The organism is Pantoea sp. X85, from assembly GCF_029623675.1.
In the GTDB taxonomy this organism is placed as follows: Bacteria; Pseudomonadota; Gammaproteobacteria; order Enterobacterales; family Enterobacteriaceae; genus Pantoea; species Pantoea leporis.
Map to the genome: position 1 here is coordinate 3542489 of NZ_CP121108.1, position 24714 is coordinate 3567202.

Annotated in this window: 23 protein-coding genes; 15 read left to right on the forward strand and 8 right to left on the reverse strand. The window is 56.0% G+C overall.

The window, feature by feature from the left end; all coding sequences use genetic code 11:
* The first annotated feature begins 512 nt into the window (after positions 1 to 512).
* From P6287_RS16395 to P6287_RS16415, 5 genes are read left to right on the forward strand one after another with little or no spacing between them, the layout of a single operon-like run.
* The gene (locus tag P6287_RS16395) at positions 513 to 1082 is read left to right on the forward strand and encodes a spore coat protein U domain-containing protein (RefSeq protein ID WP_277974111.1); all 570 of its coding nucleotides are present in this window, start codon (positions 513 to 515) and stop codon (positions 1080 to 1082) included.
* Between the two features lie 38 nt (positions 1083 to 1120).
* Positions 1121 to 1615 carry a spore coat U domain-containing protein gene (locus P6287_RS16400; protein ID WP_277974942.1) on the forward strand — a complete coding sequence of 165 codons (495 nt, stop codon included), beginning with the start codon at positions 1121 to 1123 and terminating at the stop codon, positions 1613 to 1615.
* Between the two features lie 24 nt (positions 1616 to 1639).
* A complete protein-coding gene (locus P6287_RS16405; protein WP_277974943.1) occupies positions 1640 to 2338 on the forward strand; it encodes a molecular chaperone in 699 nt (232 codons plus the stop codon).
* Entirely contained in the window at positions 2338 to 4773 is a 2436-nt protein-coding gene (locus P6287_RS16410) for a fimbria/pilus outer membrane usher protein (RefSeq protein WP_277974112.1), read from the forward strand. The genes P6287_RS16405 and P6287_RS16410 overlap by 1 nt, the downstream gene beginning before the upstream one ends.
* A complete protein-coding gene (locus P6287_RS16415; RefSeq protein ID WP_277974113.1) occupies positions 4770 to 5735 on the forward strand; it encodes a spore coat U domain-containing protein in 966 nt (321 codons plus the stop codon). The genes P6287_RS16410 and P6287_RS16415 overlap by 4 nt, the downstream gene beginning before the upstream one ends.
* Positions 5736 to 5816: 81 nt before the next feature.
* On the opposite strand, the gene P6287_RS16420 is transcribed toward P6287_RS16415, so the two are convergent.
* The 3 genes from P6287_RS16420 to exbB form a co-directional block, all read right to left on the reverse strand.
* The gene (locus P6287_RS16420; protein WP_110867293.1) at positions 5817 to 7163 is read right to left on the reverse strand and encodes an MFS transporter; all 1347 of its coding nucleotides are present in this window, start codon (positions 7161 to 7163) and stop codon (positions 5817 to 5819) included.
* Between the two features lie 181 nt (positions 7164 to 7344).
* Complete coding sequence (gene exbD / locus P6287_RS16425) at positions 7345 to 7767, reverse strand: TonB system transport protein ExbD (RefSeq protein ID WP_008103349.1); 423 nt, start codon at positions 7765 to 7767, stop codon at positions 7345 to 7347.
* Between the two features lie 5 nt (positions 7768 to 7772).
* Complete coding sequence (gene exbB, locus P6287_RS16430; RefSeq protein ID WP_192236537.1) at positions 7773 to 8501, reverse strand: tol-pal system-associated acyl-CoA thioesterase; 729 nt, start codon at positions 8499 to 8501, stop codon at positions 7773 to 7775.
* Positions 8502 to 8761: 260 nt separating this feature from the next.
* On the opposite strand from exbB, the gene metC reads away from it, so the two are divergent.
* Together metC and P6287_RS16440 are read left to right on the forward strand one after the other, a co-directional pair.
* On the forward strand, positions 8762 to 9952 hold the full coding sequence (metC, locus tag P6287_RS16435; protein WP_192412117.1) for a cystathionine beta-lyase: 1191 nt from the start codon (positions 8762 to 8764) through the stop codon (positions 9950 to 9952).
* Between the two features lie 98 nt (positions 9953 to 10050).
* Positions 10051 to 10713, forward strand: coding sequence for a DedA family protein (locus P6287_RS16440; protein WP_101761796.1), 663 nt, complete (start codon positions 10051 to 10053; stop codon positions 10711 to 10713).
* On the opposite strand, the gene P6287_RS16445 is transcribed toward P6287_RS16440, so the two are convergent.
* On the reverse strand, positions 10714 to 11625 hold the full coding sequence (locus tag P6287_RS16445; RefSeq protein ID WP_101761795.1) for an AraC family transcriptional regulator: 912 nt from the start codon (positions 11623 to 11625) through the stop codon (positions 10714 to 10716).
* Between the two features lie 205 nt (positions 11626 to 11830).
* Here P6287_RS16445 and dkgA point away from each other — a divergent pair, with 205 nt between their 5' ends.
* On the forward strand, positions 11831 to 12658 hold the full coding sequence (dkgA, locus tag P6287_RS16450) for a 2,5-didehydrogluconate reductase DkgA (protein WP_210081114.1): 828 nt from the start codon (positions 11831 to 11833) through the stop codon (positions 12656 to 12658).
* 118 nt (positions 12659 to 12776) lie between these two features.
* Here the strand turns inward: dkgA and ftsP are convergent, their stop codons facing one another.
* From ftsP to parC, 3 genes are all read right to left on the reverse strand, one after another.
* On the reverse strand, positions 12777 to 14204 hold the full coding sequence (gene ftsP / locus P6287_RS16455) for a cell division protein FtsP (RefSeq protein ID WP_101763013.1): 1428 nt from the start codon (positions 14202 to 14204) through the stop codon (positions 12777 to 12779).
* A gap of 119 nt (positions 14205 to 14323) precedes the next feature.
* A complete protein-coding gene (locus P6287_RS16460; RefSeq protein ID WP_101763012.1) occupies positions 14324 to 15061 on the reverse strand; it encodes a 1-acylglycerol-3-phosphate O-acyltransferase in 738 nt (245 codons plus the stop codon).
* 41 nt (positions 15062 to 15102) lie between these two features.
* Entirely contained in the window at positions 15103 to 17373 is a 2271-nt protein-coding gene (gene parC, locus P6287_RS16465; protein WP_277974114.1) for a DNA topoisomerase IV subunit A, read from the reverse strand.
* Positions 17374 to 17780: 407 nt separating this feature from the next.
* Between parC and P6287_RS16470 the strand changes: the two genes are divergently transcribed.
* The 6 genes from P6287_RS16470 (at position 17781) to P6287_RS16495 (ending at position 23126) form a co-directional block, all read left to right on the forward strand.
* Entirely contained in the window at positions 17781 to 19343 is a 1563-nt protein-coding gene (locus tag P6287_RS16470) for a transcription antiterminator (protein ID WP_101763010.1), read from the forward strand.
* Between the two features lie 17 nt (positions 19344 to 19360).
* Complete coding sequence (locus tag P6287_RS16475; protein ID WP_061720482.1) at positions 19361 to 19831, forward strand: fructose PTS transporter subunit IIA; 471 nt, start codon at positions 19361 to 19363, stop codon at positions 19829 to 19831.
* 24 nt (positions 19832 to 19855) lie between these two features.
* Positions 19856 to 20170, forward strand: coding sequence for a fructose PTS transporter subunit IIB (locus P6287_RS16480; RefSeq protein ID WP_101763009.1), 315 nt, complete (start codon positions 19856 to 19858; stop codon positions 20168 to 20170).
* Positions 20171 to 20181: 11 nt separating this feature from the next.
* Positions 20182 to 21273, forward strand: coding sequence for a PTS fructose transporter subunit IIC (locus P6287_RS16485; RefSeq protein ID WP_277974115.1), 1092 nt, complete (start codon positions 20182 to 20184; stop codon positions 21271 to 21273).
* A gap of 9 nt (positions 21274 to 21282) precedes the next feature.
* Entirely contained in the window at positions 21283 to 22134 is an 852-nt protein-coding gene (locus P6287_RS16490; protein ID WP_101763007.1) for a class II fructose-bisphosphate aldolase, read from the forward strand.
* Positions 22135 to 22262: 128 nt separating this feature from the next.
* Positions 22263 to 23126 carry a ketose-bisphosphate aldolase gene (locus tag P6287_RS16495; RefSeq protein ID WP_277974116.1) on the forward strand — a complete coding sequence of 288 codons (864 nt, stop codon included), beginning with the start codon at positions 22263 to 22265 and terminating at the stop codon, positions 23124 to 23126.
* Between the two features lie 61 nt (positions 23127 to 23187).
* Here P6287_RS16495 and P6287_RS16500 read toward each other — a convergent pair whose 3' ends face one another.
* Positions 23188 to 23949 (reverse strand): transporter substrate-binding domain-containing protein, encoded by a 762-nt coding sequence (locus P6287_RS16500; RefSeq protein ID WP_277974117.1) that lies wholly within the window; start codon positions 23947 to 23949, stop codon positions 23188 to 23190.
* Positions 23950 to 24112: 163 nt separating this feature from the next.
* Between P6287_RS16500 and P6287_RS16505 the strand changes: the two genes are divergently transcribed.
* Positions 24113 to 24691, forward strand: a complete 579-nt coding sequence (locus P6287_RS16505) for an NAD(P)H-dependent oxidoreductase (RefSeq protein ID WP_008103382.1) — start codon at positions 24113 to 24115, stop codon at positions 24689 to 24691.
* Positions 24692 to 24714: the final 23 nt, after the last annotated feature.

Sequence of the window (24714 nt, forward strand, 5' to 3'; positions counted from 1 at the left end):
CGGTGTCGTCAAAACAAAACAAGAATGATAAAGCGCCGATCAAGGGCGATTAATGTCCCCCTGCGGCGCAGTTCAATACAGAACTGGTCCAGAAAAATCTGGAGTTGTCGTGCGGATTTTTTTTATTTTCATCGTCAGTCGTTAAGCGAAAAATTAATAATATCTGATTAATGCACGAACATAACATTGAACCGAAGCGCGCGGTAGAGGGTGAAATCATCGTCTATTTAGTTTTTTTAACCGCTCGCTACCCCTTGTGATTACTGAGTTATCGGCGAAAAGTGTGAATTGATTAGGGAAAAATTGAACCATCTGCATACAGGGGCCAATTTGCTGATCTATAGTAAAGAAAACTGATATAAATCATTAATCCGCCATCCAGGAATTTTCTTAGGCGGCAGGCGCTTACGCTGTCGAGTCCATTGCGGCTCTTGTTTGATTTCGGATGTATTTCCATAAATGTATGACCAGGTGAAAAAGCACTGACCTTGGATAATCAGTAAGGAATGATTATGAAACTCAAGCTTTTTCTTGTGGCGTCTAGCCTAAGCGCCGCACTGGCACCTCATGCTGTTTTTGCCGCCACCACAACGGGAACCATCAATGCGACGTTGACGCTGACCACCGGTTGTTTGGTGAACGGTCAATCGGCCACGACGGGAGTGAACTTCGGTACCCTGAACTTTGGTAGCAGCGCAGCCACTTTTGATACGCTCAATGCCACCCTGGTTGGCGCAGCAGGTAACGGCATCTTTGTTCGCTGCACCACCGGACAAACTTTCAACGTGCAGGTCACCAGCAGCAACGCTGCACCGGCGACCGTTTACGGCACGGTGAGTGGCCAGCCACGCTACCTGATCCTCGGCTCCAACAATACGCAAGGCATTGCCTATACGCTGTATAGCGACGCCGCATTCACTACCGCCATCGCCAACAACACCAATATCGCTGCCAGTGGTACCACCGATCCTACACTCGGGACCAACTACGCCATTTATGGTCAGGTTGTGGGCGGCGGGTTTAACCCCTTGATTCCGGCAGGGACCTACACCGACACCATCAACGTGGCGGTGAATTACTGAGGGAAAGGATAATCAGGGAGGCCGTGGTGCAACGGTGGGTGCACAGTGCAGGCGGCCTTGCCCTGCTGATAGGGAGCGTCTCCGCCTGGGGGTTGCCGACCGCAACGTTTCAGGTTTCAGCATCAGTAGTGGCAGGCTGTGTTGTCTCCGGAACCAATACCGGGGTATTTGGCACGCTTAATTTTGGTACCCAATCTGGTGTGGCCGCAAGCAGCGTCAGCGCCAGCTATGTGCAAAGCACCACTATCACGCTCGCCTGCACGCCAGGCACCGCCGTGAGTATGAGCATCAACGGCGGCAGTCATTACACCTCCACGCGCAATCTCAAACACACCAGTAACACCAATACCGTGGCGTACAGCCTGTATACCAATGCGGCACACACCACGGCAATTCCGGTGAATAGCCCGATGGCGCTGAGCTACAGCAATGCCAACAACATCACGTTGCCGATTTACGGCTTATTAACGCTGCCCGGCCCCACGCGCGCCGGGACCTATACCGACACTTTAACCGTCACGCTGAGTTGGTGATGGCGTCACTTAAAAGGAGGAATGATGATTAACCTGCGCGCCCTGATCCTGTTGTTATCTTTGGCCCTAACGCCTGCGGTGCATGCCGCCAATTCGCTGATGGTGTGGCCGATCGATCCGGCGATTGATCCGGAAGATAAAGCCAGCGAGCTGTGGCTGGAGAATCGCGGCAATGCCACCACCATGATGCAGGTGCGCATCTTCAGTTGGCAGCAGGTTAACGGCCAGGAGCAGTATCAAACCCAGCAGCAAGTGGTGGCGAGCCCGCCGATGGTGCGCCTCGAGCCAGGACAGAAGCAACTGGTGCGTTTAATTAAGCAAACGCCACCTGAAGCCGGACGTGAAGTGGCCTTTCGCGTGGTGCTGGATGAGATCCCTACACCGCGCACGCCAGGCGAAAATCAGGCCGGACTCACTTTCCAGATGCGCTATTCGGTGCCGCTGTTCATCTACGGCAGCGGCGTGACGCGCGACACGGCAAAACCGCAGCTGAGCTGGCAGGAAGTGAACAGCGGCGGCAAACGCTGGCTGGAGCTGACTAATCGCGGTAATGGCCACGCGCGCTTAAGTAACGTCACCATTGGCGGACGCAAAATGGGCAACGGCTTGTTTGGCTATGTGCTGGCCAACAGCAGCCATCGCTGGCCGTTAACCCGCAGCGTGAGCGGTGAGCTGTCGGCCGAAATGAATAAAGGTCACTGGAGCAGCGCGGCCGCGCGTTGATGAAGTTTACGCCGCATCCCTGCGCGCTGGCCGTCGCCAGCGTGCTTTGTATCAGTCCGATGAGTAGCAGCGCGGAGACCTTCTCCGAACTGCCACCGCCGCCTGCGCTGGAGAATAACGCCAGCGGTCAGCAATACATGCTGGAACTGGTGGTGAATCAGGGCGAACGTGGCGACATCGTGCCGGTTGAACGTAAGAATGGTGATTTCTGGTTGCGACGCGGCGATTTGCAACGCGCCGGTATTCCGGCCGAGAAACTGCAAGGCCAGCAGATCGATGTCAATCAACTCAGCGGAGCGAAAGTGGAGTATGACGAACGACGCCAGCGCCTGTTATTGACGGTGCCACCCGCCTGGCTGCCGGGTCAAACCATTGGCCAGTTACAGCATGCACCGCGCTTTCCCGGTCGCGCCAGCAATGGCGCGCTGCTCAACTATGACTTTTACGCCACCCGTACCGATAACGCCGGTTCGCGCCTCTCCAGCTGGAACGAACTGCGCTTGTTTGGCCCGGCTGGCCAGTTTTCTACCAACGGCGTTTACGTGCAGCAACTGGAAGGTGGCGTTGCCGGTCAGCAGGAAGGCTATATCCGCTACGATACGTGGTTCAGTAATGAAAACGAGAACGCAGCGATCAGTTGGCGCGCCGGGGATTTGGTTACTGATGCGCTGAGCTGGAGCAACAGCGTGCGGCTGGGTGGCGTGCAGATTGGCCGCGACTTCAGCGTACGGCCGGATCTGGTGACCTATCCGCTGCCCGCCTTTTCCGGCCAGGCGGCGGTGCCCTCTTCGGTCGATCTGTTTATCAATGGCTATCGCAGCACCCAGGCCGACGTGCAACCGGGCCCGTGGTCGCTCACCAATGTCCCTTTCGTTAACGGCGCCGGCGATGCAGTGATCACCACCACCGATGCGGTGGGCCGACAAGTCACCACCACACTGCCGTTTTACGTCTCCAGCAGCTTGCTGAAAACCGGGTTATCCGATTATTCATTCTCCGCCGGTGCCATTCGCGAAAACTACGGCATCAACAATTTTGATTACGGTGCGGCGGCGGCCAGCGGCTCCTATCGCTACGGGCTGAACGACTGGCTGACGCTGGAGAGCCATGCGGAAGGCAGCGACAGCGTGGCGATGGGCGGCGCGGGTGGATTGGTGAAGCTCGGCAGTTTAGGCGTGGTGAATGGCGCGCTGGCGCAGAGCCAGATGGACGGTAATCCCGGCACGCAATACAGCTGGGGCTATCAGTACAACAATAGTTGGTTCAGCCTGGGAACCCAGCACATCATTCGCAGCGTCGATTTCGGGAATCTCGCGCTGGTCGGCAGCCGTGGCGACAGCGCGAACACCAGTTACTCGCTGGCGCGACGCAGCGCGCAATACACCGCCAGCGTGTCGCTAAGTGACTACGGCAGCCTTGGCCTGGCTTATTTTGATATCTCCGGCGGCAACGGTGACCGCACGCGTTTACTGAATCTGTCGTGGAGTAAAAATCTGTGGGGCAACAGCAGCCTGTATATCTCCGCCAGCCGCGATCAGGATCAGGGCAACTGGAGCGGCGCCATTTCGCTGATCATCCCTTTCGGCGAACAGAGCAGCGCCTCGGTAAGCACGGAACGCGATCAGGAGGGCAATAACAGCCAGCGTCTGTATGTGTCGCGCGCGATGCCAACCGACGGTGGCTTCTCCTGGGATGCGGCCTGGGCTAATCAGGGCAGCGACAGTGGCGATTATCGTCAGGCCAGTCTGCGTTATCGCAATAACAAAATTGATACCTCAGCCGGTTTCTACGGCGATAACGACAACACCACGCAATGGGCCGATTTTACCGGCTCGGTGGTATTGATGGATAACCGCGTGTTCGCTGCCAATGACATCAACGATGCCTTTGTGGTGGTGAAAACTGATTATCCCGACGTAACGGTGCGTTATGAGAACCAGACCATGGGCCGCACCGATAAACAAGGCTATCTGCTGGTGCCATCGATCAGCAGCTATTACGGCGCCAAATACGACATCGATACGCTGGACCTGCCCGCCGATCGCACCGCGCCGAAGGTTGAACAACGCTTTGCGGTGAAGCGTAAGAGCGGCTATCTGCTCAATTTCCCGGTCGAGCGTCTGCGCGCCGCCAGCGTGGTACTGCATGACAGCAATCATCAGCCGCTGCCGATTTCCAGCCAGGTGCTGCGTCCGAATCAGGCCACCGAATATGTCGGCTGGGACGGCATTGTGTGGATGGAGGATCTCGATGCCAATAACCCGATTCATGTGGTGACGCCGGATGGACGCAGCTGCGATACGCAACTGGCTATCGCCGACGGGCAGCCAAAAGCGCTGGAAACTTACGGACCGCTTACCTGCCCGCTGCCACCGCCACCGCAAGGCTCTGCGGTGAGCAGCGCGGATCATTCACCGTCAGGGATTTCACCATGAGAAAGCTTCTGCTCCTGCTGGCGCTGTTTTTACTGCCGGGCACCAGCTATGCGTTGTGTAGCTTATCGGCCCCCACCGCCACGTTCGGATCGGTTACCACGTTTTCCGTCGCTTCAACGGTGAATAACACCTCAAGCACCACTAACGTCAACTGCGGTTCGGGTACGCTTTCGCTGCTGGGCTCCGATAACATCACCTATGCCTTTACCACCGCCTCAAACCTCAGCGGCACGCGTGCCGTGTTGAAAACCGCCAGCGGCGGCACCGATAACATTCCGATTCAGCTGTGTATCGACAGCGCCTGCGCCACCGAATTACAGCAGGGCGGCAGCTATCGCTGGAGTTCCGCCTCGCTGCTGGCGTTGGGAAACACCCTTAACTTCAATATTCCGCTCTACTTCCGCACCGTACCCGGCCAGGTGATCGCCGCCGGCACCTATACCACCACCATTACCATTACCGTGAGTTATACGGTGTGCGCCGGGTTAAACGTGGGAGGATTGTGTGTGGGAACGGTACAGAGCAGCACGGGTACGGCGATGCCGATTACCGTGAATCTGGTGGTGACCAACGATTGCACCACCATCACTGCGCCCAACGTCAGTTTTGGCAGCGCGCCTTTGGTGGGCAGTTTCTCAACGGTGCAGCAGACGATTAACGTGGTGTGTTCGAAGGGCAGCACTTATACCGTGGGCTTGAGCAACGGCAGTTACTACAGCGGCACCACGCGGCAGATGGCGAGCGGAACTAACCGGCTGGCGTATGACATCTACAAAGGCACCACCACCACATCGCGCTGGGGACCGACCGGCACCGATCGCTGGAGCAGCACCACCTCGACATCGTTGAATGCGGATACCGTGACGCGCAACTTTACCTATACGGCGCAGATTTTGACCACGCAGAATACGCCCGCGGCGGGGAATTATACCGATAGCGTGGTGGTGGATGTGTCGTTTTAGCGGGGTGCGCGCAGTCCCTCATCCCAGCCTTCTCCCGCAGGCGGGAGAAGGGGCTGATCGAGAGGTTTGTGAGTTAAGTTTTTACCTAAACATTCCCTCTCCCGCTTGCGGGAGAGGGTTAGGGTGAGGGGAACGATGTTGCGCTTGATACTGCTTCACCATGCGGCCAATCAGCAGCGTGCCGACCAATCCGCACACCGCCGCAAAAGAGAGCCACACGCCCGGCATCGCTTTATCGCCTGTCGCATGAATCAGATAGCTCGACACCGCTGGCGTAAAGCCGCCAAACAGCGCGGTTGCCAGGCTGTAGGCCAGTGAGAAACCCGAAGCGCGCACTTCTGCCGGCATGATCTCAGCCAGATACACCACCATCGCGCCGTTATAACTGGCATAAAGGAACGACAGCCACAGCTCGGCCTCAACCAGATGGGAGAAGGTCGGCGCTCCCACCAGCCAATGCAGCACCGGCCAGGTAGTTAAAATCATCAAGAGGGTGCAGACAATCAGCAGCGGACGACGACCGATGCGATCCGACAGCGAACCCATCACCGGCAGCCAAAACAGGTTGGAGATGCCGACAAACAGCGTCACCAGGAAGCTCTGTTTGTCACTCATCATCAGCACGGTTTTGCCGAACGTCGGGGTAAAGGCGGTGATCATGTAGAACATCACGGTGGTGGTAACCACCATCAACATCCCTGCCAGCACCAGCGCCCAGTTCTGCCCGACCGAACGCATAATCTGACGCATTGAGGGATGATGTTTACGCTGGCTGAAGGCTTCGGTCTCTTCCAGCATGCGGCGGATATAGAACAGGAACGGCACGATCATACATCCCACCACAAACGGAATACGCCAGCCCCATTCGGTGACGGCGTCTTTCGCCAGCAGATGGTTCAGGCCCAAACCGAGCAGCGCGGCGAAGATCACCGCAACCTGCTGGCTGCCCGATTGCCAGCTGACATAGAAGCCTTTGCGCCCTTTCGGCGCCACTTCCGCCAGATACACCGATACGCCGCCCAGCTCAACGCCCGCCGAGAAGCCCTGTAATAAACGACCGAGCAAAATCAGGATCGGTGCGGCGGCACCGAGCGTGGCGTATCCGGGCACCAGCGCGATGGTTAAGGTCCCAATCGCCATCAAGCCGAGCGTTAACAGCAAGCCTTTACGACGGCCATGATGGTCGATGTAAGCACCAAGAATAATCGCGCCGAGCGGGCGCATCAGGAAGCCTGCACCGAAGGTCATCAGCGTCAGCATGAGAGAGGCAAAGGGATCATCGCCGGGAAAAAAGGTTTTGGCGATCGCCGTGGCGTAATAGCCAAACACCATGAAATCGTACATCTCAAGGAAGTTACCGCTGGTAACGCTAAAGATGGTTTTGGCACCGCTTTGCGGCGACTTTTGTAAAGAGTGACTCGCGCTCATATTGTCCTTCCTGGTTTTTCTTCCGTTGTAGCGTGCCGGGCCAGGAATAAACGTGATCTTCTTCACCATTGCAGTTTACAAAAATACGACCAATAGTAACAATAAATTAACAAATTGCGTGCAGGCATTAAAAAAGGCCGCTACGGGAGCGACCTTTACGGCAAGGCTAAGTGGAGTGACGTTACTTCTTCACCGTTTCCATGCCCATCAAACCAATCTTCAGATAACCGGCTTCACGCAGCTGATCCATCACTTCCATTAGGGTGGCGTAATCCACCGATTTATCCGCCTGGAAGAAGATGGTGGTGTCTTTCTTGCCTTCGGTTTGTGCCGTCAGCGCATTCACCAGCGTCTCTTTGGTGACCGCATCGTTTCCGATGAAGATCTGCTTATCTTCCTTGATGGAGAGATAAACCGGTTTTTCCGGACGCGGCTGCGGCGCGCTGGTCGATGCTGGCAGGTTAACGCGCACATCGACGGTAGCTAATGGCGCGGCGACCATAAAGATGATCAGCAGAACTAACATGACGTCGATAAACGGCGTCACGTTGATTTCGTGCATTTCGCCATCGCCGACGGAGTCATCGTTTAAACGCATCGCCATAATACTTATCCTACGCGCAGTTTCTGTGCCGCCGCTGGACGGTTGGCTTCTTTCGCGGTATCCACGTTGCCGAGATCCAGATCGCGGCTCTGCAGCAACATCACCTGCGCGGCGACATCGCCCAGCGACGCTTTGTAGCTGGCAATCATACGCGCGAAGACGTTGTAGATAACCACGGCGGGGATTGCCGCCACCAGACCAATCGCGGTAGCCAGCAGCGCTTCGGCGATGCCCGGCGCGACGACTGCGAGGTTAGTGGTTTGCGTTTTCGCTATGCCGATGAAGCTGTTCATGATGCCCCAAACGGTACCGAACAGACCGATAAACGGCGCAACGGAACCGATGGTGGCGAGGAATCCATTACCGCGACCGGCATGACGGCTAAATGCAGCCACGCGGCGTTCGAGACGGAAGCTGGTGCGCTCTTTGATGCCATCCAGATCTTCAGTACCAGCGGAGAGCTCCAGCTCATTCTGCGCGTCGTTAAGCAGCACAGCGCTGTGGCTGTTACTTTTGAAGTTTTCAGCAGCACGGTAAGCATCGTTTAATGAGCGGGCTTCGCCCAGCGCTTGCTGCTCGCGTTTCAGGCGACGTTTCGCCCCGCTCAGCTCAGCAAACTTACCGAAGAAAATTGCCCAGGTGACAACCGAAGCCAGTAACAGGCCAATCATCACAATCTTTACCACGATATCGGCATGCTGATACATGCCCCAAACGGAAAGATCCGTTTGCATCAAATCACTGGCTACCACGCTGCATCTCCAACTTCTGTTGCACAGTTCACGATTGAAGCGCGGATCATAGCAAAAAACACCACCGAAGTGATAGTGGTTCTCATTACTATTTACAAAGCAAAGATGCCCGCCATTTCCGCAAGTTAGCGGATGTTATGCGCAATACTGGCCTCACTCTGATAATCCGCAATCAGGCTCAACCCGCTACACTGATTCGTGGTAACGTGAATGTTTTGTGGGAAATGTCAGGAAAGGCAGTGATGGCAACGAAAAAAATAGACACCACGCTTGTCAGCGCGGGACGCAGTAAACGTTACACGCAAGGCTCAGTTAACAGCGTAATTCAGCGCGCTTCATCCCTGGTTTTTGACACGGTCGCCGACAAGAAACGTGCTACCGCTGGCCGCGCGTCAGGCGAGCTGTTTTATGGTCGTCGCGGCACCCTCACCCATTTCTCGCTGCAAGACGCCATGACCGAGCTGGAAGGCGGCGCAGGTTGCGCGCTCTATCCGTGCGGCGCGGCGGCGGTCTCTAATGCCATTTTGTCCTTTGTCGAAGCCGGCGACCATATTCTGGTGAGCGGCGCGGTCTATGAACCGACACAGGATTTCTGCTCGAAAATTCTCAGTAAGCTGAACGTCACCACCACCTATTTCGATCACTGCATCGGCAGCGAAATTGGCGAACTGGTGCAGCCGAATACGCGCGTGGTGTTCCTGGAATCACCGGCGTCGATCACCATGGAAGTGCAGGATATTCCCGCGATTGTTGCCGCCGTGCGCGCCAAAGCGCCGGAGGCGATCATCATGATCGATAACACCTGGGCGGCGGGCGTGTTGTTTAACGCGCTGGAGCATGGCATCGATATTTCGATTCAGGCCGGCACCAAATACATCATTGGTCACAGCGACGCGATGATTGGCACGGCGGTAGCAAATGAGCGTTGCTGGCCGCAGCTGCGCGAGAACTCCTATCTGATGGGCCAAATGGTCGATGCCGATACCGCTTATATGGCGAGCCGCGGCATTCGTACGCTGGGCACACGTCTGCGTCAGCACGAAGAGAGCGGATTGCAGGTGGCGGAATGGCTGGCCACGCAGCCGGAAGTGGCGCGCGTTAATCATCCGGCGCTGGCGCAGTGTAAAGGCCACGCATTCTGGCAGCGCGATTTCAGCGGCAGCAGCGGTTTGTTCTCGTTCATCCTGCATGAAAAACTGAGCCGTGAGCAGCTGGCAAATTACCTCGATCACTTCCACCATTTCAGCATGGCGTATTCGTGGGGCGGCTATGAATCCCTGATTTTGGCGAACCAGCCTGAAGAGCTGGCGGCGATTCGTCCGGCGGGCGGCGTGGATTTTGACGGCACGCTGGTGCGTCTGCATATCGGCCTCGAACATGTCGATGACTTGCTGGATGATCTTAAAGCCGGTTTTGCACGTTTAAGAAGTTAAACAGAAGATAAACCACGCTGTGGCGGCGATGAGAGATCAACGTATGCAATGCCACAGAAGGTTAAAATTAGACTCCTTGTGACTCGATGGAATAGCTGATGGGTGTTTTACATGAGATTGTCCAGGCGCTTTGGCATCAGGATTTTGCCGCGCTCGGCAATCCGGATGTGGTTTGGATTGTCTACGGCGTGATGTTTTTAACGCTGTTTCTGGAAAACGGTTTGCTGCCCGCGTCATTCCTGCCGGGCGATAGCCTGCTGTTACTGGCGGGCGCGATGGTCGCCAAAGGTGTGATGGACTTCGTGCCGACCATTGTGATTCTGACCACGGCGGCCAGCCTTGGCTGCTGGCTCAGCTATCTGCAAGGACGCTGGCTCGGCAACACCAAACTGGTGAAAAGCTGGTTGCTGCATCTGCCCGCGCAATATCATCAGCGCGCGTGGAATATGTTTAACCGCCACGGTTTGATGGCGCTGCTGGTTGGCCGCTTCCTGGCCTTTGTGCGCACCTTACTGCCGACCATGGCCGGGATTTCCGGCTTAAACAATGGCCGATTCCAGCTGTTTAACTGGCTGAGCGGCTTGTTGTGGGTTGGGATTGTGGTGACGCTGGGCTACGGCATCAGCCATGTGCCCTTTATCAAGCGCCATGAAGATCAGGTGATGGCGATCCTGATGATTCTGCCGATCGCGCTGCTGTTTATCGGCCTGGCAGGCAGCATTGTGGTGATCTGGAAAAAACGCCGCCAGAAACTCTCCTGATTACGACGCGGCGTCAAACGGTAAGGTTTGACGCACGCGGCTCGCCTCTTCTCCCGGCGTCACGCCGAAATAGCGCTTAAACTCACGCGAAAACTGCGATGGACTTTCATAACCGACGCGCACCGCCGCCGCGCTGGCTTTCATGCCATCCTGCAGCATCATCAGGCGCGCCTGATGCAGGCGATAGCGCTTAAGGTATTGCAGCGGCGAGGTTTGCGTCACCGCTTTGAAGTTATGATGAAACGCCGAAACGCTCATGTTCACTTCAGCGGCCAGCATGTCGACGCTCAAACTCTCCGCGAAGTGGTTTTCGATGCGACGCAGCGCGCGCGCAATCTGGCTGAACTGCGTCTGACGATTGACCAGCGACAGCAACGCGCCGCCAATCGGTCCGGTTAACACGTAATAGATGATCTCGCGCACCAGCTGCGGCCCCAGCACGCGGGCGTCGCGCGGGTTATTCATCACATCCAGCAAGCGTTCGGCCGCACACAGCATCTCTTCGCTCATGAACGCCGAATGGATGCCGGAGGTTTGTGCCTGCGGCTGGAACTGCTCGTCATCGCCGATATCCATCAGCAAATCCTGCAGGCTGGCGACATCCACGCTCAAACACATGCCGGCCAGCGGCTCCGCCAGCGTGGCTTCGGTTTCGCACTCCACCGGCAGCGGTACGGTGAGCATCAGATATTTGGTGGCGTCGTAGTGGAAAACGGTGCTGCCGAGATAGCCGGTTTTACGCCCCTGAAACAGAATCACGATGCCGGGTTGATACATCATCGGCGTACGCGGCAAGGTTTCGCAGGCATAGATCAATTTGACATTTTCTACCGCGCACAGCGGCTTATGCAGGTCACTCATCAGCGCAACTACGCGCTGCGCTAGCTGGCGGCAAAGGGCGTCGTTTGGCATGCATCTCTCTCAGGCAGCTAAAAATTCAGTTTGCCGTAAGGCTGTGCAAAGCTCCATCATTCTGGAGAATCAGGCAAGATTCTTGCAGAAATCCATCAGGCAAAAGTGCCGCCCGCTTGCCACAATGATCCTGAGGTGAGGTTTGTTGACTAGACTTAAGCACATCTTTTCTACGGTAAGTCCCTGCAACAGATAAGGAGCAATTATGGCAGATCAACCCATTATTAAATTGCGCGACGGCAACATGATGCCGCAGCTTGGCCTCGGCGTGTGGCAAGCGAGCATTGAGGATGCGCGCAACGCCATCCTGGAAGCCCTGAAAGTTGGCTATCGCTCCATAGATACCGCCGCTATCTACAAAAATGAGGAAGCGGTTGGGCAAGCGCTGCAAGAGACCGACGTGGCGCGCGATGAGATTTTTATCACCACCAAGCTGTGGAACGACGACCAGACCAACTGGCAACAGGCAATGGAAACCAGCCTGAAGAAGTTGCAGTTAGAGCAGGTGGATTTGTATCTCATGCACTGGCCGTGCCCGGAAAAAGATAACTACGTTGAAGCCTGGAAAGGTTTGATTGAGCTGCAGCAACAGGGCTTAACCAAGAGTATCGGCGTTTGTAACTTCCACGAGGCACACCTGAAGCGTTTGATCGATGAAACCGGCGTATCGCCGGTGGTGAACCAGATCGAGCTTCATCCGATGCTGCAACAGCGCACGCTGCATGCGTGGAATGCGCTGCACCAGATTCAAACCGAATCCTGGAGCCCGCTGGCGCAAGGCGGTAAAGGCGTGTTTGATCAGGAGATTATCCGCGAGTTGGCGAAAAAATATAGCAAGACGCCGGCACAAATCGTAATTCGCTGGCATCTGGATAGCGGCCTGGTGGTGATTCCGAAGTCGATTACCCCGGAACGCATTCGTGAGAATTTCCAGGTGTTTGATTTTAGGTTGGATAAAACTGAAGTGAGTGAGATCAGTAAGCTGGATAGCGGTAACCGTTTGGGACCGGATCCGGAGGCGTTTAACGGGTAGTATGGCGCGCTTTTCCCTCACCCTAACCCTCTCCCGCAGGCGGGAGAGGGAACCGTAAGGTGCGTTTTGCTCGATCTGCTCCCTCGCCCACTTGCGGGAGAGGGCTGGTGTGAGGGCATTAAGACGCTGAATTCACCAATAACTGCCCCGCCGTCCCGCGATCCGCCATCTCTAACGTCTGGCTGTAATAGACAAACGGGAAGTGATCCGACGAACTCTGCGGGAAGCTCACCAGCAGTTCCACGCTGCCATCCACCCAAACGGTATCTTTCCAGCCGCGATCTTCGCCCATCGGCTGCGCGCCATTGACGTTCTTAATCAGGAACATCACGCCCTGAATATGCAGCGATTGCGGGCGATCGGCGTGGATAATCCAGCGCTCAAAGGTGCCCTGCTGCACGGTGGTATCAATGCGGTTCATGTCCCACAACACGCCGTTAATGCCCGGCTCGCTGTCACCAATGCGGAATTCGCGCGTACGCACCGCCACGCCATCAAGAATCTGATCCGCCAGCAAACGCATCGGCAGATTGTCAGTCACCAGCGGCAACAAGCCGGTTGGGCGTAAGCTCAGCACCAGCGTATTGGTCAGAATCGATGACGGCTCAAACAATCCGCGCAGGCGATCCATCAAACCCGCCGCCGTTCCGGCCATGATCGAGACTTCATCGCCCTGCGACATATCCACCAGCACTTCACGACGTTCGCCGGGAGCCAGCGTCAGCAGCTGCACCGCCACCGGCGCAGGCAGGAAGCCCTGATCGCTGGCGATCACCGTAAAGGGACGATTATCGGAGAAGGTGAGATCGAAGCGGCGCGCGTTCGAGCCGTTCAGCAAACGCAAACGCACCCAGCCGCGCGACACTTCGACATAGGGATTTTGCACGCCGTTCACCAGCAGCACGTCGCCCATAAAACCGCCGCTGGAGGGCGGGTTATAAACCGGCGTGGCGAAGTTATCGAGGCGCTTGTCCTGAATAATCAGCGGGAAATCATCGACGCCATAATGCTTCGGCAGCGGCAGCGATTTACTGACGTCATCTTCCACCAGCCACATGCCGGCGAGTCCGTTGTAGACGTGCGGCGCCATGCGATTTGGCGTATTGGCGTGATACCACAATGTGCCCGCGCCCTGACGAATCGGCAGCACCGGCGCCCAATCAGCTCCGGCCGACATCATGCGCGGCGCACCGCCCATTAACGCGCCCGGCACCTGCAAACCGCTGACGGTCATCGATACCGGTTCGTTGAGGCGGTTGCTGTAAATCAGCTTCACATCGTCGCCGCTATAAACGCGCACCGTTGGGCCGAGATACATGCCGTTAAAGCCCCACACCGGCACTTTGTTGCTGTTGCCGCTGAACGACCAATGGCTGCGCTGCAAGGTGAGAAACAGCGGCTGACCGCGACGGGATTCAATCAGCGGTGGAATAGGAAGTGGCGTATCGCCCAATGGCGCGGCGGCGCGGGCGGCGAAAGGCATAGCACCGGAAGCCAGTGCGACACCGGCAGAGAGCTGAATAAACTGACGTCTGCTGCAAGACATAAAACTTCAGACCTTTTGAGCGTGGCGTGAGGACGCCGTGTCCATGTTGTTCTAATTAATGATGAGTTGCTGTGTGGCTTGAGAACGGGGCAGATGATCACCTGCCCCATTTTGGCTGCTCAGAGTTTACCGTTTTTTTCGCGTTCGGCGACTTCGGCGTTCAATTCTTCCAGTTTAGTCGACATTAATTCACGGCAGTGCGTGGCGAGCTTACGCACCGAGGTGGTGGCAAACTGCGAGGTATCGACCGGCGGCAACATCTCCACAATCACCAAACCGTTGTTCCAGCGGTTCAGCTTGATCTTGTCGTGGGTGTTGGAAACCACAATCGGGATGATTGGCACACCGGCTGCTACCGCTGCATGAAACGCACCGGTTTTGAACGGCAGCAAACCACGACCGCGGCTGCGCGTCCCTTCCGGGAACATCCAGAACGAAATGCGCTTTTTGTTGAACTGTTCCACCAACTCACCGATGGTGCCGTGCGCTTTGGAGCGGTTATCACGGTCAATCAGCAGGTTACCGGTCAGCCAGTAGAGCTGGCCAAAGAACGGAATCCACAGCAGGCTTTTCTTGCCCACGGTCACCGTGGTCGGCTGCACGATTTTGGCCGCCGTGATCATGTCGTAGTTGTTCTGGTGGTTGGCGATATAGATCGCGTTACCGTAATGCGCGGCTTCCGCCGGTTTACGCAGTTCCACTTTGAGACCAAACACCGTCGACAGACGACCGAGCAGATGGCCGAAGGTTGCGACGTGACGCGGATTACGCGGTGAAAACAGACACCAGATACAGCCAACAATACTGACCAGAATCGAATAAACAATAACAATAATTGCTCGTAAAATTAGTAACATAGATTCCTCAAATGGGGCATTCCATCGCCTGAATTACAGCGTTACTCTTCACTCGCGTCGGCTTTCGGACGCGCTGGTGCATTCACTTCTACGCTATCGATGCGTTGCAGGCCACGCGCCACGCTGCCGCGACGACCGCGCTCGGCACGCACTTTCTGCAGATCTTCATCACGCATGATCAGCTTACGTTTACCGACATATACGGTGATTGACGCGCCCGGCGGCAGAATCAGCAACCATTGTAGTTTGTCGGTGCCCGCCGCGGCTTCCGCTGCAGGAATCAAAATGATCTTGTTGCCTTTGCCTTTCGACATCTGCGGCAGATCGCCAACCGGGAACATCAACATGCGTCCGGCCTGGGTAATTGCCAGCAGCATATCATCGCCGGAATGCACCGCCATTGGCGTCATCACTTTGGCGTTTTCCGGCAGCGTCAGCAGCGCTTTACCGGCACGGTTGCGCGACACCAGATCGGCAAAGGTACAGATGAAACCGTAACCGGCGTCAGAGGCCATCAACAGCTTCTGATCGTCGGGCTCCATCAGCACCTGCTCAATCACCGCGCCCGGCGGTGGCGTCAGTTTGCCGGTGAGCGGCTCGCCCTGTCCGCGCGCGGACGGCAATGAGGTCGGATCCAGCGTGTAGCTGCGTCCGGTGGAGTCGATAAAGGCCACCGGCTGATTGCTCTTGCCGCGTGCGGCGGCCAGATAGCTGTCGCCCGCTTTGTAGCTTAAGCCCGCCGGATCGATATCGTGGCCTTTGGCGCTGCGCACCCAGCCCATCTGCGACAGCACGATGGTCACCGGCTCAGCGCTCACCAGCTCGGTTTCGCTCAGCGCTTTGGCTTCTTCGCGCTCGTGCAGCGGCGAACGGCGATCGTCGCCGTAGGTTTGGCTATCGGCCAGCAGCTCTTTCTTCAGCAAATTGCTCATCTTGCGCTCGGACGCCAGAATCGCCTGCAGCTGATCGCGCTCTTTTTCCAGCTCCGCCTGCTCACCGCGAATCTTCATCTCTTCCAGTTTGGCGAGATGGCGCAGTTTCAGTTCGAGAATCGCTTCGGCCTGGGTTTCGCTGATGTCAAAACGCGACATCAGCACCGGCTTCGGCTCATCCTCGGTACGGATGATGTGGATCACTTCATCAATATTGAGGAACGCCACCAGCATACCTTCAAGAATATGCAGGCGACGCAGCACGCGATCTAAACGATAGTTGAGGCGGCGCGTCACGGTATCGCGGCGATACACCAGCCATTCAGAGAGGATTTCCAGCAGGTTTTTCACCGCCGGACGGTTATCCAGTCCGATCATATTCAGGTTAACGCGGTAGCTTTTTTCCAGATCGGTGGTGGCAAACAGGTGATTCATCACTTGCTCGAGATCCACGCGATTGGAGCGCGGCACAATCACTAAACGCGTCGGGTTTTCGTGGTTGGACTCATCACGCAGATCTTCCACCATCGGCAGCTTTTTATTGCGCATCTGGTTAGCGATCTGCTCCAGCACGCGTGCGCCCGACACCTGATGCGGCAACGCGGTGATCACCACATCCCCATCTTCTTTTTTCCACACCGCACGCTGGCGAATCGAACCGCGACCGCTCTGATAAATCTTACGGATTTCGCTGCGTGGCGTGATGATCTCCGCTTCGGTCGGGTAATCCGGACCTTGCACAATATCCAGCAGCTCATTCAGCGTGGTTTTCGGGTTGTCGATCAGCTTGACCGCTGCTTCCGCTACTTCGCGCAGGTTATGCGGCGGAATGTCGGTCGCCATCCCCACGGCGATGCCGGTGGTGCCGTTGAGCAGAATGTTGGGCAGACGCGCCGGCAACATCTTCGGCTCCTGCAGGGTGCCGTCGAAGTTCGGGATGTAATCGGACGTGCCCTGACCGAGTTCACCCAGCAGGATTTCAGCGTATTTAGACAGGCGCGATTCGGTGTAACGCATCGCGGCGAAGGATTTCGGATCGTCCGGCGCACCCCAGTTTCCCTGGCCATCCACCAGCGGATAGCGGTAGGAGAACGGCTGCGCCATCAACACCATCGCTTCATAGCAGGCGCTGTCGCCGTGCGGATGGTATTTACCCAGCACGTCACCAACGGTACGCGCCGATTTTTTGAATTTGGCATTGGAATTGAGACCCAATTCCGACATGGCATACACAATACGGCGCTGCACTGGCTTGAGGCCATCGCCGATGTACGGCAGCGCGCGGTCCATGATCACGTACATGGAGTAGTTCAGGTACGCGTTTTCGGTAAACGTGTGCAGGGCAAGACGCTCTGCACCATCCTGCGTCAATTCGCTCATTCAGCTCGCATCCTCACTTCGTGGCCCGCAACGGCGGGACATCCGGCGGTCATTTGGCGAGGATATTACCTTATTCGTGCGGTTTAGTCACAGAGAAGCCCGTTCAGCAAACAGAATCGTCTTGCATTAAATAGCGTGATATTGGTTGGAAAATTAAAACGGAATGGGAGCCATGTCACAGTGAATATCGGCAATAATCTGTGAGCAACTTCGCAATTAATATCGCGAGGCATTTAGCGTATTAATAGTGTCCGCAAGCCGGGACAACATTTAGTATTGTTGCTTAGTGATTACTCTCCTAAATTCATACTCCACAAGCCCCACATTTTTGCGCGTCTGATTTCTGGCATGGAATAAATATAACCACCAATTAGCCATAAACGTTTTGCCAAAATAAGGGTGAACGAATGCAAATACTGACTTCGCGACAACACCGATTAGTAAAATTGCTGCTGCATCATGCCGCACCGCAGCCGACAAAAGAATTAGCTTTACAGCTTGGCGTGTCGGAGAAAACCATCCAGCGCGATTTGCAGTGGCTGGAGAGTTGGCTTCGCGACTGGTCGCTGCAGCTGGAAAAAATGCCGGGACGCGGCATACGTCTGCGGGTGGACGATCTGCAGCAGCGTCTGCAACTGGAGCAGCAGCTTAACGGCGACGAAAGCAGTTCGGATGCGCTGAGCCACAATAGCCGACGGGTGAAGATTGCCTCGCAGCTGCTGAGTGATGCGCCACGCGCGACTTCAATCAGTAAATTGTCGGAACGCTACTTTATCAGTCATGCGTCGATCGTGAATGACCTGAAAGTGATCGAAGAGTGGCTGCAGCCGCTGGGTTTGGTGCTGCAGCGCGGCCCCGGCGGCACCCACATAGAAGGCAATGAGCAGACGCTGCGCCAGGCGATGGTGTCGCTAATTAATGATGTGATGCAGCAGAACGTCGCCGGCACGCCGCTGCTACCACGCCTCGATCCCGGCAGCCAGCAAGCGCTGGTGCACTATTTTGGCGACGAGGATGTGGCTTTTGTGCAGGCGCTGCTGCAGCAAATGGAGCAGCAACTGAGTTATCCGTTGGGCGACGCGTGGTACCTCAATCTCTGCACCCATATTCTGATCATGATGCATCGCATGGCGCAAGGTAACGCGCTGGCGCTGGAAACCCTGACCAGCGCGCAGGATCTTGACCAGCGCATTCTGAAGATTGCCCAAAATATGGTGGTGCAGATTGAACAGCGCATGTGCTGCGCATTGCCCGCCGATGAAGTGGGTTTTATTTATCAATATATTGTCTCGTCCGGCATTGTGGTGGAAGAACGTGGAGATAATGCCCCGCTGCATAATCAATTTTCCACCGCTGAATCAGTGAAAATAACCTGTGAATTAATCGATCGCTTCGCGTCATTTATTCAGCAGGACTTAGCGCAGGACCGATTATTATTTGAAGGGTTATTAGTTCATATAAAGCCATTATTAAATCGACTCAAATATCATATTCACATTCGTAATCCGCTGCTGGAGGATATTCAGCAGGAGATGAAGGAAATATTTTCATTAACGCAACAGGCGATGCAATTAACCGCGCGCAGCCAGGGACTTTCATCGGTGGCGGATGACGAAATAGGTTATCTGTGCGTGCATTTCCAGGCCGCGCTGGAGCGACAAATCGCCCACAAACGCATTCTGGTGGTGTGCTCCAGCGGCGTGGGAACCTCGCATCTTTTGAAGAGTCGCATCCTGCGCGCCTTCCCGGATTGGGAGATTGTCGGCGTGGTTTCCGCCAGTAATCACGCGGAGTTTTGCCAGCGAGAAACGGTGGATTTGGTGATTACCACTATTCACCTCAACGCCGGAGCGGTTCCGGCGGTGTATGTCAGTGCCTTTTTTAACGATGACGATATTCGGCGGGTGACTGACGCCATGATTGGCAGCCAGCTGCCCGACGGCGCCTCCTGCGCTTTGGCTGAACATTAATTGAATGAGGATTGAACATGGATATTTCGCGCATTCTGACGCCGCGCCGCGTTAACCTGGCGCTGACCGCCACCACCAAAGAGCAAGCGATTCATGAGCTCACCGATTTGCTCTACCACGACGGCGCCATCAGCGACCGCGCCGCCTTTATCGAAGACGTCTGGCTGCGGGAAGCTGAAGGTTCCACCGGTTTCGAAAATCATATCGCCATCCCGCACGGTAAATCCGCCGCGGTGAAACAAACCACGCTCGCCATCGGCCGCACCCAACACGACATTCCGTGGGAAACGCTCGATGGCAGCCAGGTGCGCTGCATCATCCTGTTCGCGGTGCGACTGGAAGATCAGAACACCACCCATATTCGCCTGTTGTCGCAGGTGGCCAGTGCGCTGGCCGATGATGAGGTGATAGCCCAACTGCTGGTGGAAAACGATGCCAGCAATATCATCCGGCTGTTTAGTCAGTACGCCGAAACCGACCTCTGTTAACACCCTAACTCTCTGAGGTGACACATGAATATCGTCTGTGTAGCGGCCTGCACGGCAGGCATCGCGCATACCTACATTGCGCGCGAAAAACTGATTAAAGGGGCCCACGCGCTGGGCCACACCATCCACGTTGAAACTCAGGGCACCATCGGCACCGAAACGGCGCTGACGCAGCAAGATATCGCCGCTGCGGACGTGGTGATCCTCGCCGTTGACGTGAAGATCAAAGGCGAGGAGCGCTTTCAGGGCAAACCCATTGTGCGAGTGAAAACCGAAGTAGTGATCAAATCACCGGTGAAATTCCTCGAAAAAGTGGCGGATTCACTGGCGCGCGCCTGAGGAGATCCATCATGAGTGACAACAAACGTCAGTACGGCCAGGAGATCAAAGGGCATTTGCTTACCGGGATCTCGTGGATGATCCCGCTGATCGTCGCCGCCGGGATCTGCATCGCGCTCGGCCAGGTGATCGGCGGGCCAGATGTCGGTAAACAGACCGGCACCCTCGCGTGGATGTTGAATCAGATCGGCGGTTGGGGCATGGGGCTGATTGTGCCGTTGATCAGCGCGGCGATTGCTTACTCGATTGCCGATCGTCCCGGCTTCGCGCCTGGCCTGATCGTCGGTTTTATCTGCGGGCAGATCGGTACCGGCTTTATCGGCGGCATCTTCGGCGGTTTTCTGGTCGGTTACACCGTGCTGCTGCTGCGCCGCACCATTAAGTTGCCGAAATCGATGCAGGGCTTGATGCCGATTATGGTGCTGCCGGTGCTGAGCACCATCATCGCCGGGCTGCTGATGATGACCTTTATCGGCCAGCCGATTGTCTGGCTGCAGAAGGCGCTGATTGCCCTGCTGGAGTCGATGCAAGGCGGTTCGAAATTTGTGATGGGCGCGATCCTCGGCGCGATGGCCACCTTCGACTTCGGCGGTCCGGTGAATAAAACCATGTCGCTGTTCGCCGACGGCATGCTGGTTGATGGCATTTACGGACCGGAAGCGGTGAAGTTTGTCGGCTCAATGATTCCGCCGTTCGGCATCACGCTCTCTTATCTGCTGAGCCGCAACAAATATACCAAAGCGGAAAAAGAGGCGCTAAAAGCCGCCTTCCCGATGGGCATCTGCATGATTACCGAAGGCGTGATTCCGATTGCAGCGCGCGACCTGTTCCGCGTGGTCGGCAGCTGCGTGGTGGCCTCCGCCATCGCCGGTGGGCTGATTATGATGTGGGGCGTCGGCGCACCGGTGCCGCACGGCGGCATGTTTGTGGTGCCGCTGTTCACTAAACCCTGGCTGTTCTGTTTGGCACTCGGCATCGGCACCACGGTGTGCGGCGTGATGCTGTCGGTATTGAAAAAGCCGGTGACGCAGGCGGATGAAGAGTTCGATGACGTGGAAGCCCCCGGCGTCCGCGATGAAGAGATCAAATTCACTCTGGAATAAGGAGCCACCATGTTTGCCATGATGAACGACCTGATTCAGGCCGCCGCCCAACAGCGCTATGCGGTGTTAGCGATCAACTGCTTCAACCTTGAAACCGCGCGCGCCGCCATTCAGGCCGCCGAGCAGCAGCGCGCTCCGCTGATCCTCAATGTTTATCAGGGACACAGCGCGCACTTCCCGCCCGCTGTCGCGGTGCCGTTAGTGCGTGCGCTGGCCGAGACCGCCAGCGTGCCGGTGGCGCTGGCACTCGATCACGGCAAAGCCTTTCCGCTGATTGGTCAGGCGTTTCGCGCCGGTTTTACCGGCTTAATGATTGACGCCTCCTCGGAGCCGCTGGCCGAGAACATTCGCCAGACCGCCGCCGTGGTGAAAATGGCGCATACCGCCGGCGTGTGCGTCGAGGGCGAGCTAGGACATATCGCCGATGCGCCAACCTACGAACTGGCTGATGCCTCAGTGAAGATGACGCAGGTGGCCGATGTGCTGCCGTTTATCGAACAGACCGATATCGACCTGCTGGCGATCTCGGTTGGCACCGCGCACGGGCTTTATCCGGCGGGTGTGAAGCCAAAGATCGACTTTCAGCGCTTGCAGGAGTTGCAGGCGGTTTCTTCGCGACCGCTGGCGCTGCACGGCGGATCGGGCACGCCCGCTGAGGATATTCGCCGCGTCAGTGAGTTTGGCGTTGCTAAGATCAACGTCGGCGCGGCGGTGTTTGATGCCGGAAAAATGGCGGTGGAACAGGCCTTGAAGCAGCATCCTCACGCTGAGTTAGCCGATGTGCTTGGGCTGATGGAGTCCGCCTGCCGCGAAGTGGTGGCTGAGTACCTAAGCTGGTCGGGATCGGCGGGCAAGGTTTAGTCATCAGGTTGGTTGGTGTTCGCCATGAATGGCGACACAAGGTCGCATTATCAATTTCACATTCATATCCACTATCGGGTCGGCGCATGCGTCGGCTCCGGTAAACATCACGCTGAGGAAATATTAACATGTTGATTTCAATGAAAGAGATGTTGGCACCGACTCGTGAACACCGTTACGCGATTGGCGCTTTTAATGTGGCCGACAGCTGCTTTATCCGCGCGGTAGTTGAAGAAGCTGAAGCTACCCATACGCCGGCGATCATTTCCATCCATCCAAGCGAGCTGGAATTTGTCACTGATGAGTTCTTTGGCTATGTGCGCGAGCGCACGCTGAAAAGCAAAGTGCCGTTCACCATCCACCTCGATCACGGTGCGTCCATTGCTCAGGTGCTGCGCGCTATTCAATGCGGCTTTACCTCAGTGATGATCGATGGTTCATTGCTGCCTTATGAAGAGAACGTGACGCTGACCAAAGAAGTGGTGAAACTGGCACATGCGGTGGGCGTTTCGGTGGAAGGTGAACTCGGCACCATCGGCGATACCGGCACTTCAGTGGAAGGCGGCGTGAGTAAAGTGATCTACACCGAACCGGCGCAGGCAGAGGATTTCGTGCAGCGCACCGGTGTGGATACGCTGGCGGTAGCGATTGGCACCGCGCACGGCATCTACCCCAAAGATATGAAGCCTGAGCTGCAGATGCATATCCTCAGAGACATTGCGCAGCGCACCACTATTCCGCTGGTGCTGCACGGCGGTTCAGCAAATCCGGATGCCGAGATCGCGGAAGCGGTGACGCTGGGCGTGGGCAAAATCAATATTTCCAGCGACATGAAGTTCGCCTATTTCGCTAAGCTGCGCGAGATTCTGGCACGCGAAACCTGGTGGGATCCGAATGTGATTTATCCCGATGCCATTGCGGCGGCGAAGGAAGTCATTCGCTACAAAATGAATCTGTTTGGCGGGTTGGGTAAGGCGAGTTTGTATCGTTGAGTTCTGTTATCTGGTGCGCGTTATGGCGCACCAGAAACTCAGATCGCCAGGAATGGCGTCGCTACTTCGCGCCTAACCATTTCTTCGTAATCTGGGCGTATTCGCCGGTGGCGGTGCTGAGATGCAGCCACTGATCGACATACAACTTCCAGCTCATATCATCGCGCGGGATCATGTAAGCCTTCTCGCCGTACTGCATCGGTTTGTCCGGATTGATGGCGCACAGCGTGGGATAATGCTGCTGCTGGAACAGCGCTTCAGACGCATCGGTGATCATTACGTCCGCTTTGTTATCCACTAACTGCTGGAAAATCCCCACGTTGTCAGCCAGTTGCAGCGTTGCCTGCGGCAGATGGCTGTGCACGAAGGCTTCGTTGGTGCCGCCTGCCGGTTCGATCACGCTCACGCTCGCCTTGTTAATCTGTTCAACCGTCTGATATTTCGCTTTATCAGCACAGCGCACCAGTGGAATTTTTCCATCGATGCCGAGCGGCTGGGCAAACCAGGCGATCTGCTGACGCTTGAGGGTGACTGATACGCCGCCCAATGCGATATCACACTGCTTGGCCACAAAATCATCGCTCAGGGTTTTCCATGTGGTTGGCACCCACTGCACTTTTGCGCCCAGACTTGCCGCCAGCGATTGCGCCATGCTGATATCCAATCCTTCGTATTGGCCATCGCTGCGCAAATAGCTATATGGCTTGTAATCACCGGTGGTACAGACTTTTAAGGTTTTGCTTGCGCGGATGTCATCGAGGTGGGATTGCGCCTGAACAGCGCCCGTCACCATAAGTAATGCACTCAGTATCGCGGTTTTCATGTTTTCTTCTTTTATGGGAGTTGATGTTGGTTTGCTCACGGATTGTTTCATAACCCTGCGTATTATTGCTTTATTAGCAAAAGTGTTGTGATCGATCACGCATTTTTCTCGCTGCTGCGCGCGCGTAGAGTGTGCGGCATCAACGAGAAACGGAGCGGATGACATGAACTTTTTAATTATCGATGGTGGCAAAACCTTCGCCCATTCGAAAGGCGAACTGAACCATACCTTAACTGACGTCGCAGCCAGCCAGTTGCGCGATCTTGGTCATCAGGTACAGGTAACGATTGCCGACAGCGACTACAACGTGGCAGAAGAAGTGCAGAAATACCTCGACAGCGATGTGGTGATCTATCAAATGCCCGGCTGGTGGATGGGCGAGCCGTGGACAGTAAAAAAGTATATCGATGATGTCTTCACCGAAGGTCACGGTTCACTGTATGCCAGCGATGGCCGCACACGCAGCGATGCCGGTAAAAAATACGGCTCCGGCGGCCTGATTCAGGGTAAGAAATACATGCTGTCATTGACCTGGAACGCGCCGCTGGAAGCCTTTAACGATCCTGAGCAATTCTTTGAAGGCGTGGGCGTGGACGGTTTGTATCTGCACTTCCACAAGGCCAACCAGTTCCTCGGTATGGAAGGTTTGCCGACCTTTATCTGTAACGATGTGATTAAAATGCCGGACGTACCGCGCGATATCGAACGTTATCGGACTCATCTCAGCCAGATCTTTGCTTAACTGTAAGCACCCAGGGAAAAGAG

Excerpts from the sequence above, each read along its gene's own strand:
- P6287_RS16480 (WP_101763009.1), top strand. The coding sequence starts at position 19,856 with ATGAATATCGTCTGTGTAGCGGCCTGCACGGCAGGCATCGCGCATACC.
- P6287_RS16445 (WP_101761795.1), bottom strand. The coding sequence starts at position 11,625 with ATGCCAAACGACGCCCTTTGCCGCCAGCTAGCGCAGCGCGTAGTTGCG.
- P6287_RS16500 (WP_277974117.1), bottom strand. The coding sequence starts at position 23,949 with ATGAAAACCGCGATACTGAGTGCATTACTTATGGTGACGGGCGCTGTT.
- P6287_RS16470 (WP_101763010.1), top strand. The coding sequence starts at position 17,781 with ATGCAAATACTGACTTCGCGACAACACCGATTAGTAAAATTGCTGCTG.
- dkgA (WP_210081114.1), top strand. The coding sequence starts at position 11,831 with ATGGCAGATCAACCCATTATTAAATTGCGCGACGGCAACATGATGCCG.
- P6287_RS16495 (WP_277974116.1), top strand. The coding sequence starts at position 22,263 with ATGTTGATTTCAATGAAAGAGATGTTGGCACCGACTCGTGAACACCGT.
- P6287_RS16410 (WP_277974112.1), top strand. The coding sequence starts at position 2,338 with ATGAAGTTTACGCCGCATCCCTGCGCGCTGGCCGTCGCCAGCGTGCTT.
- P6287_RS16405 (WP_277974943.1), top strand. The coding sequence starts at position 1,640 with ATGATTAACCTGCGCGCCCTGATCCTGTTGTTATCTTTGGCCCTAACG.
- P6287_RS16505 (WP_008103382.1), top strand. The coding sequence starts at position 24,113 with ATGAACTTTTTAATTATCGATGGTGGCAAAACCTTCGCCCATTCGAAA.
- P6287_RS16415 (WP_277974113.1), top strand. The coding sequence starts at position 4,770 with ATGAGAAAGCTTCTGCTCCTGCTGGCGCTGTTTTTACTGCCGGGCACC.
- exbD (WP_008103349.1), bottom strand. The coding sequence starts at position 7,767 with ATGGCGATGCGTTTAAACGATGACTCCGTCGGCGATGGCGAAATGCAC.
- P6287_RS16395 (WP_277974111.1), top strand. The coding sequence starts at position 513 with ATGAAACTCAAGCTTTTTCTTGTGGCGTCTAGCCTAAGCGCCGCACTG.
- P6287_RS16490 (WP_101763007.1), top strand. The coding sequence starts at position 21,283 with ATGTTTGCCATGATGAACGACCTGATTCAGGCCGCCGCCCAACAGCGC.
- P6287_RS16475 (WP_061720482.1), top strand. The coding sequence starts at position 19,361 with ATGGATATTTCGCGCATTCTGACGCCGCGCCGCGTTAACCTGGCGCTG.
- metC (WP_192412117.1), top strand. The coding sequence starts at position 8,762 with ATGGCAACGAAAAAAATAGACACCACGCTTGTCAGCGCGGGACGCAGT.
- P6287_RS16485 (WP_277974115.1), top strand. The coding sequence starts at position 20,182 with ATGAGTGACAACAAACGTCAGTACGGCCAGGAGATCAAAGGGCATTTG.
- P6287_RS16460 (WP_101763012.1), bottom strand. The coding sequence starts at position 15,061 with ATGTTACTAATTTTACGAGCAATTATTGTTATTGTTTATTCGATTCTG.
- P6287_RS16440 (WP_101761796.1), top strand. The coding sequence starts at position 10,051 with ATGGGTGTTTTACATGAGATTGTCCAGGCGCTTTGGCATCAGGATTTT.
- exbB (WP_192236537.1), bottom strand. The coding sequence starts at position 8,501 with ATGCAAACGGATCTTTCCGTTTGGGGCATGTATCAGCATGCCGATATC.
- ftsP (WP_101763013.1), bottom strand. The coding sequence starts at position 14,204 with ATGTCTTGCAGCAGACGTCAGTTTATTCAGCTCTCTGCCGGTGTCGCA.
- parC (WP_277974114.1), bottom strand. The coding sequence starts at position 17,373 with ATGAGCGAATTGACGCAGGATGGTGCAGAGCGTCTTGCCCTGCACACG.
- P6287_RS16420 (WP_110867293.1), bottom strand. The coding sequence starts at position 7,163 with ATGAGCGCGAGTCACTCTTTACAAAAGTCGCCGCAAAGCGGTGCCAAA.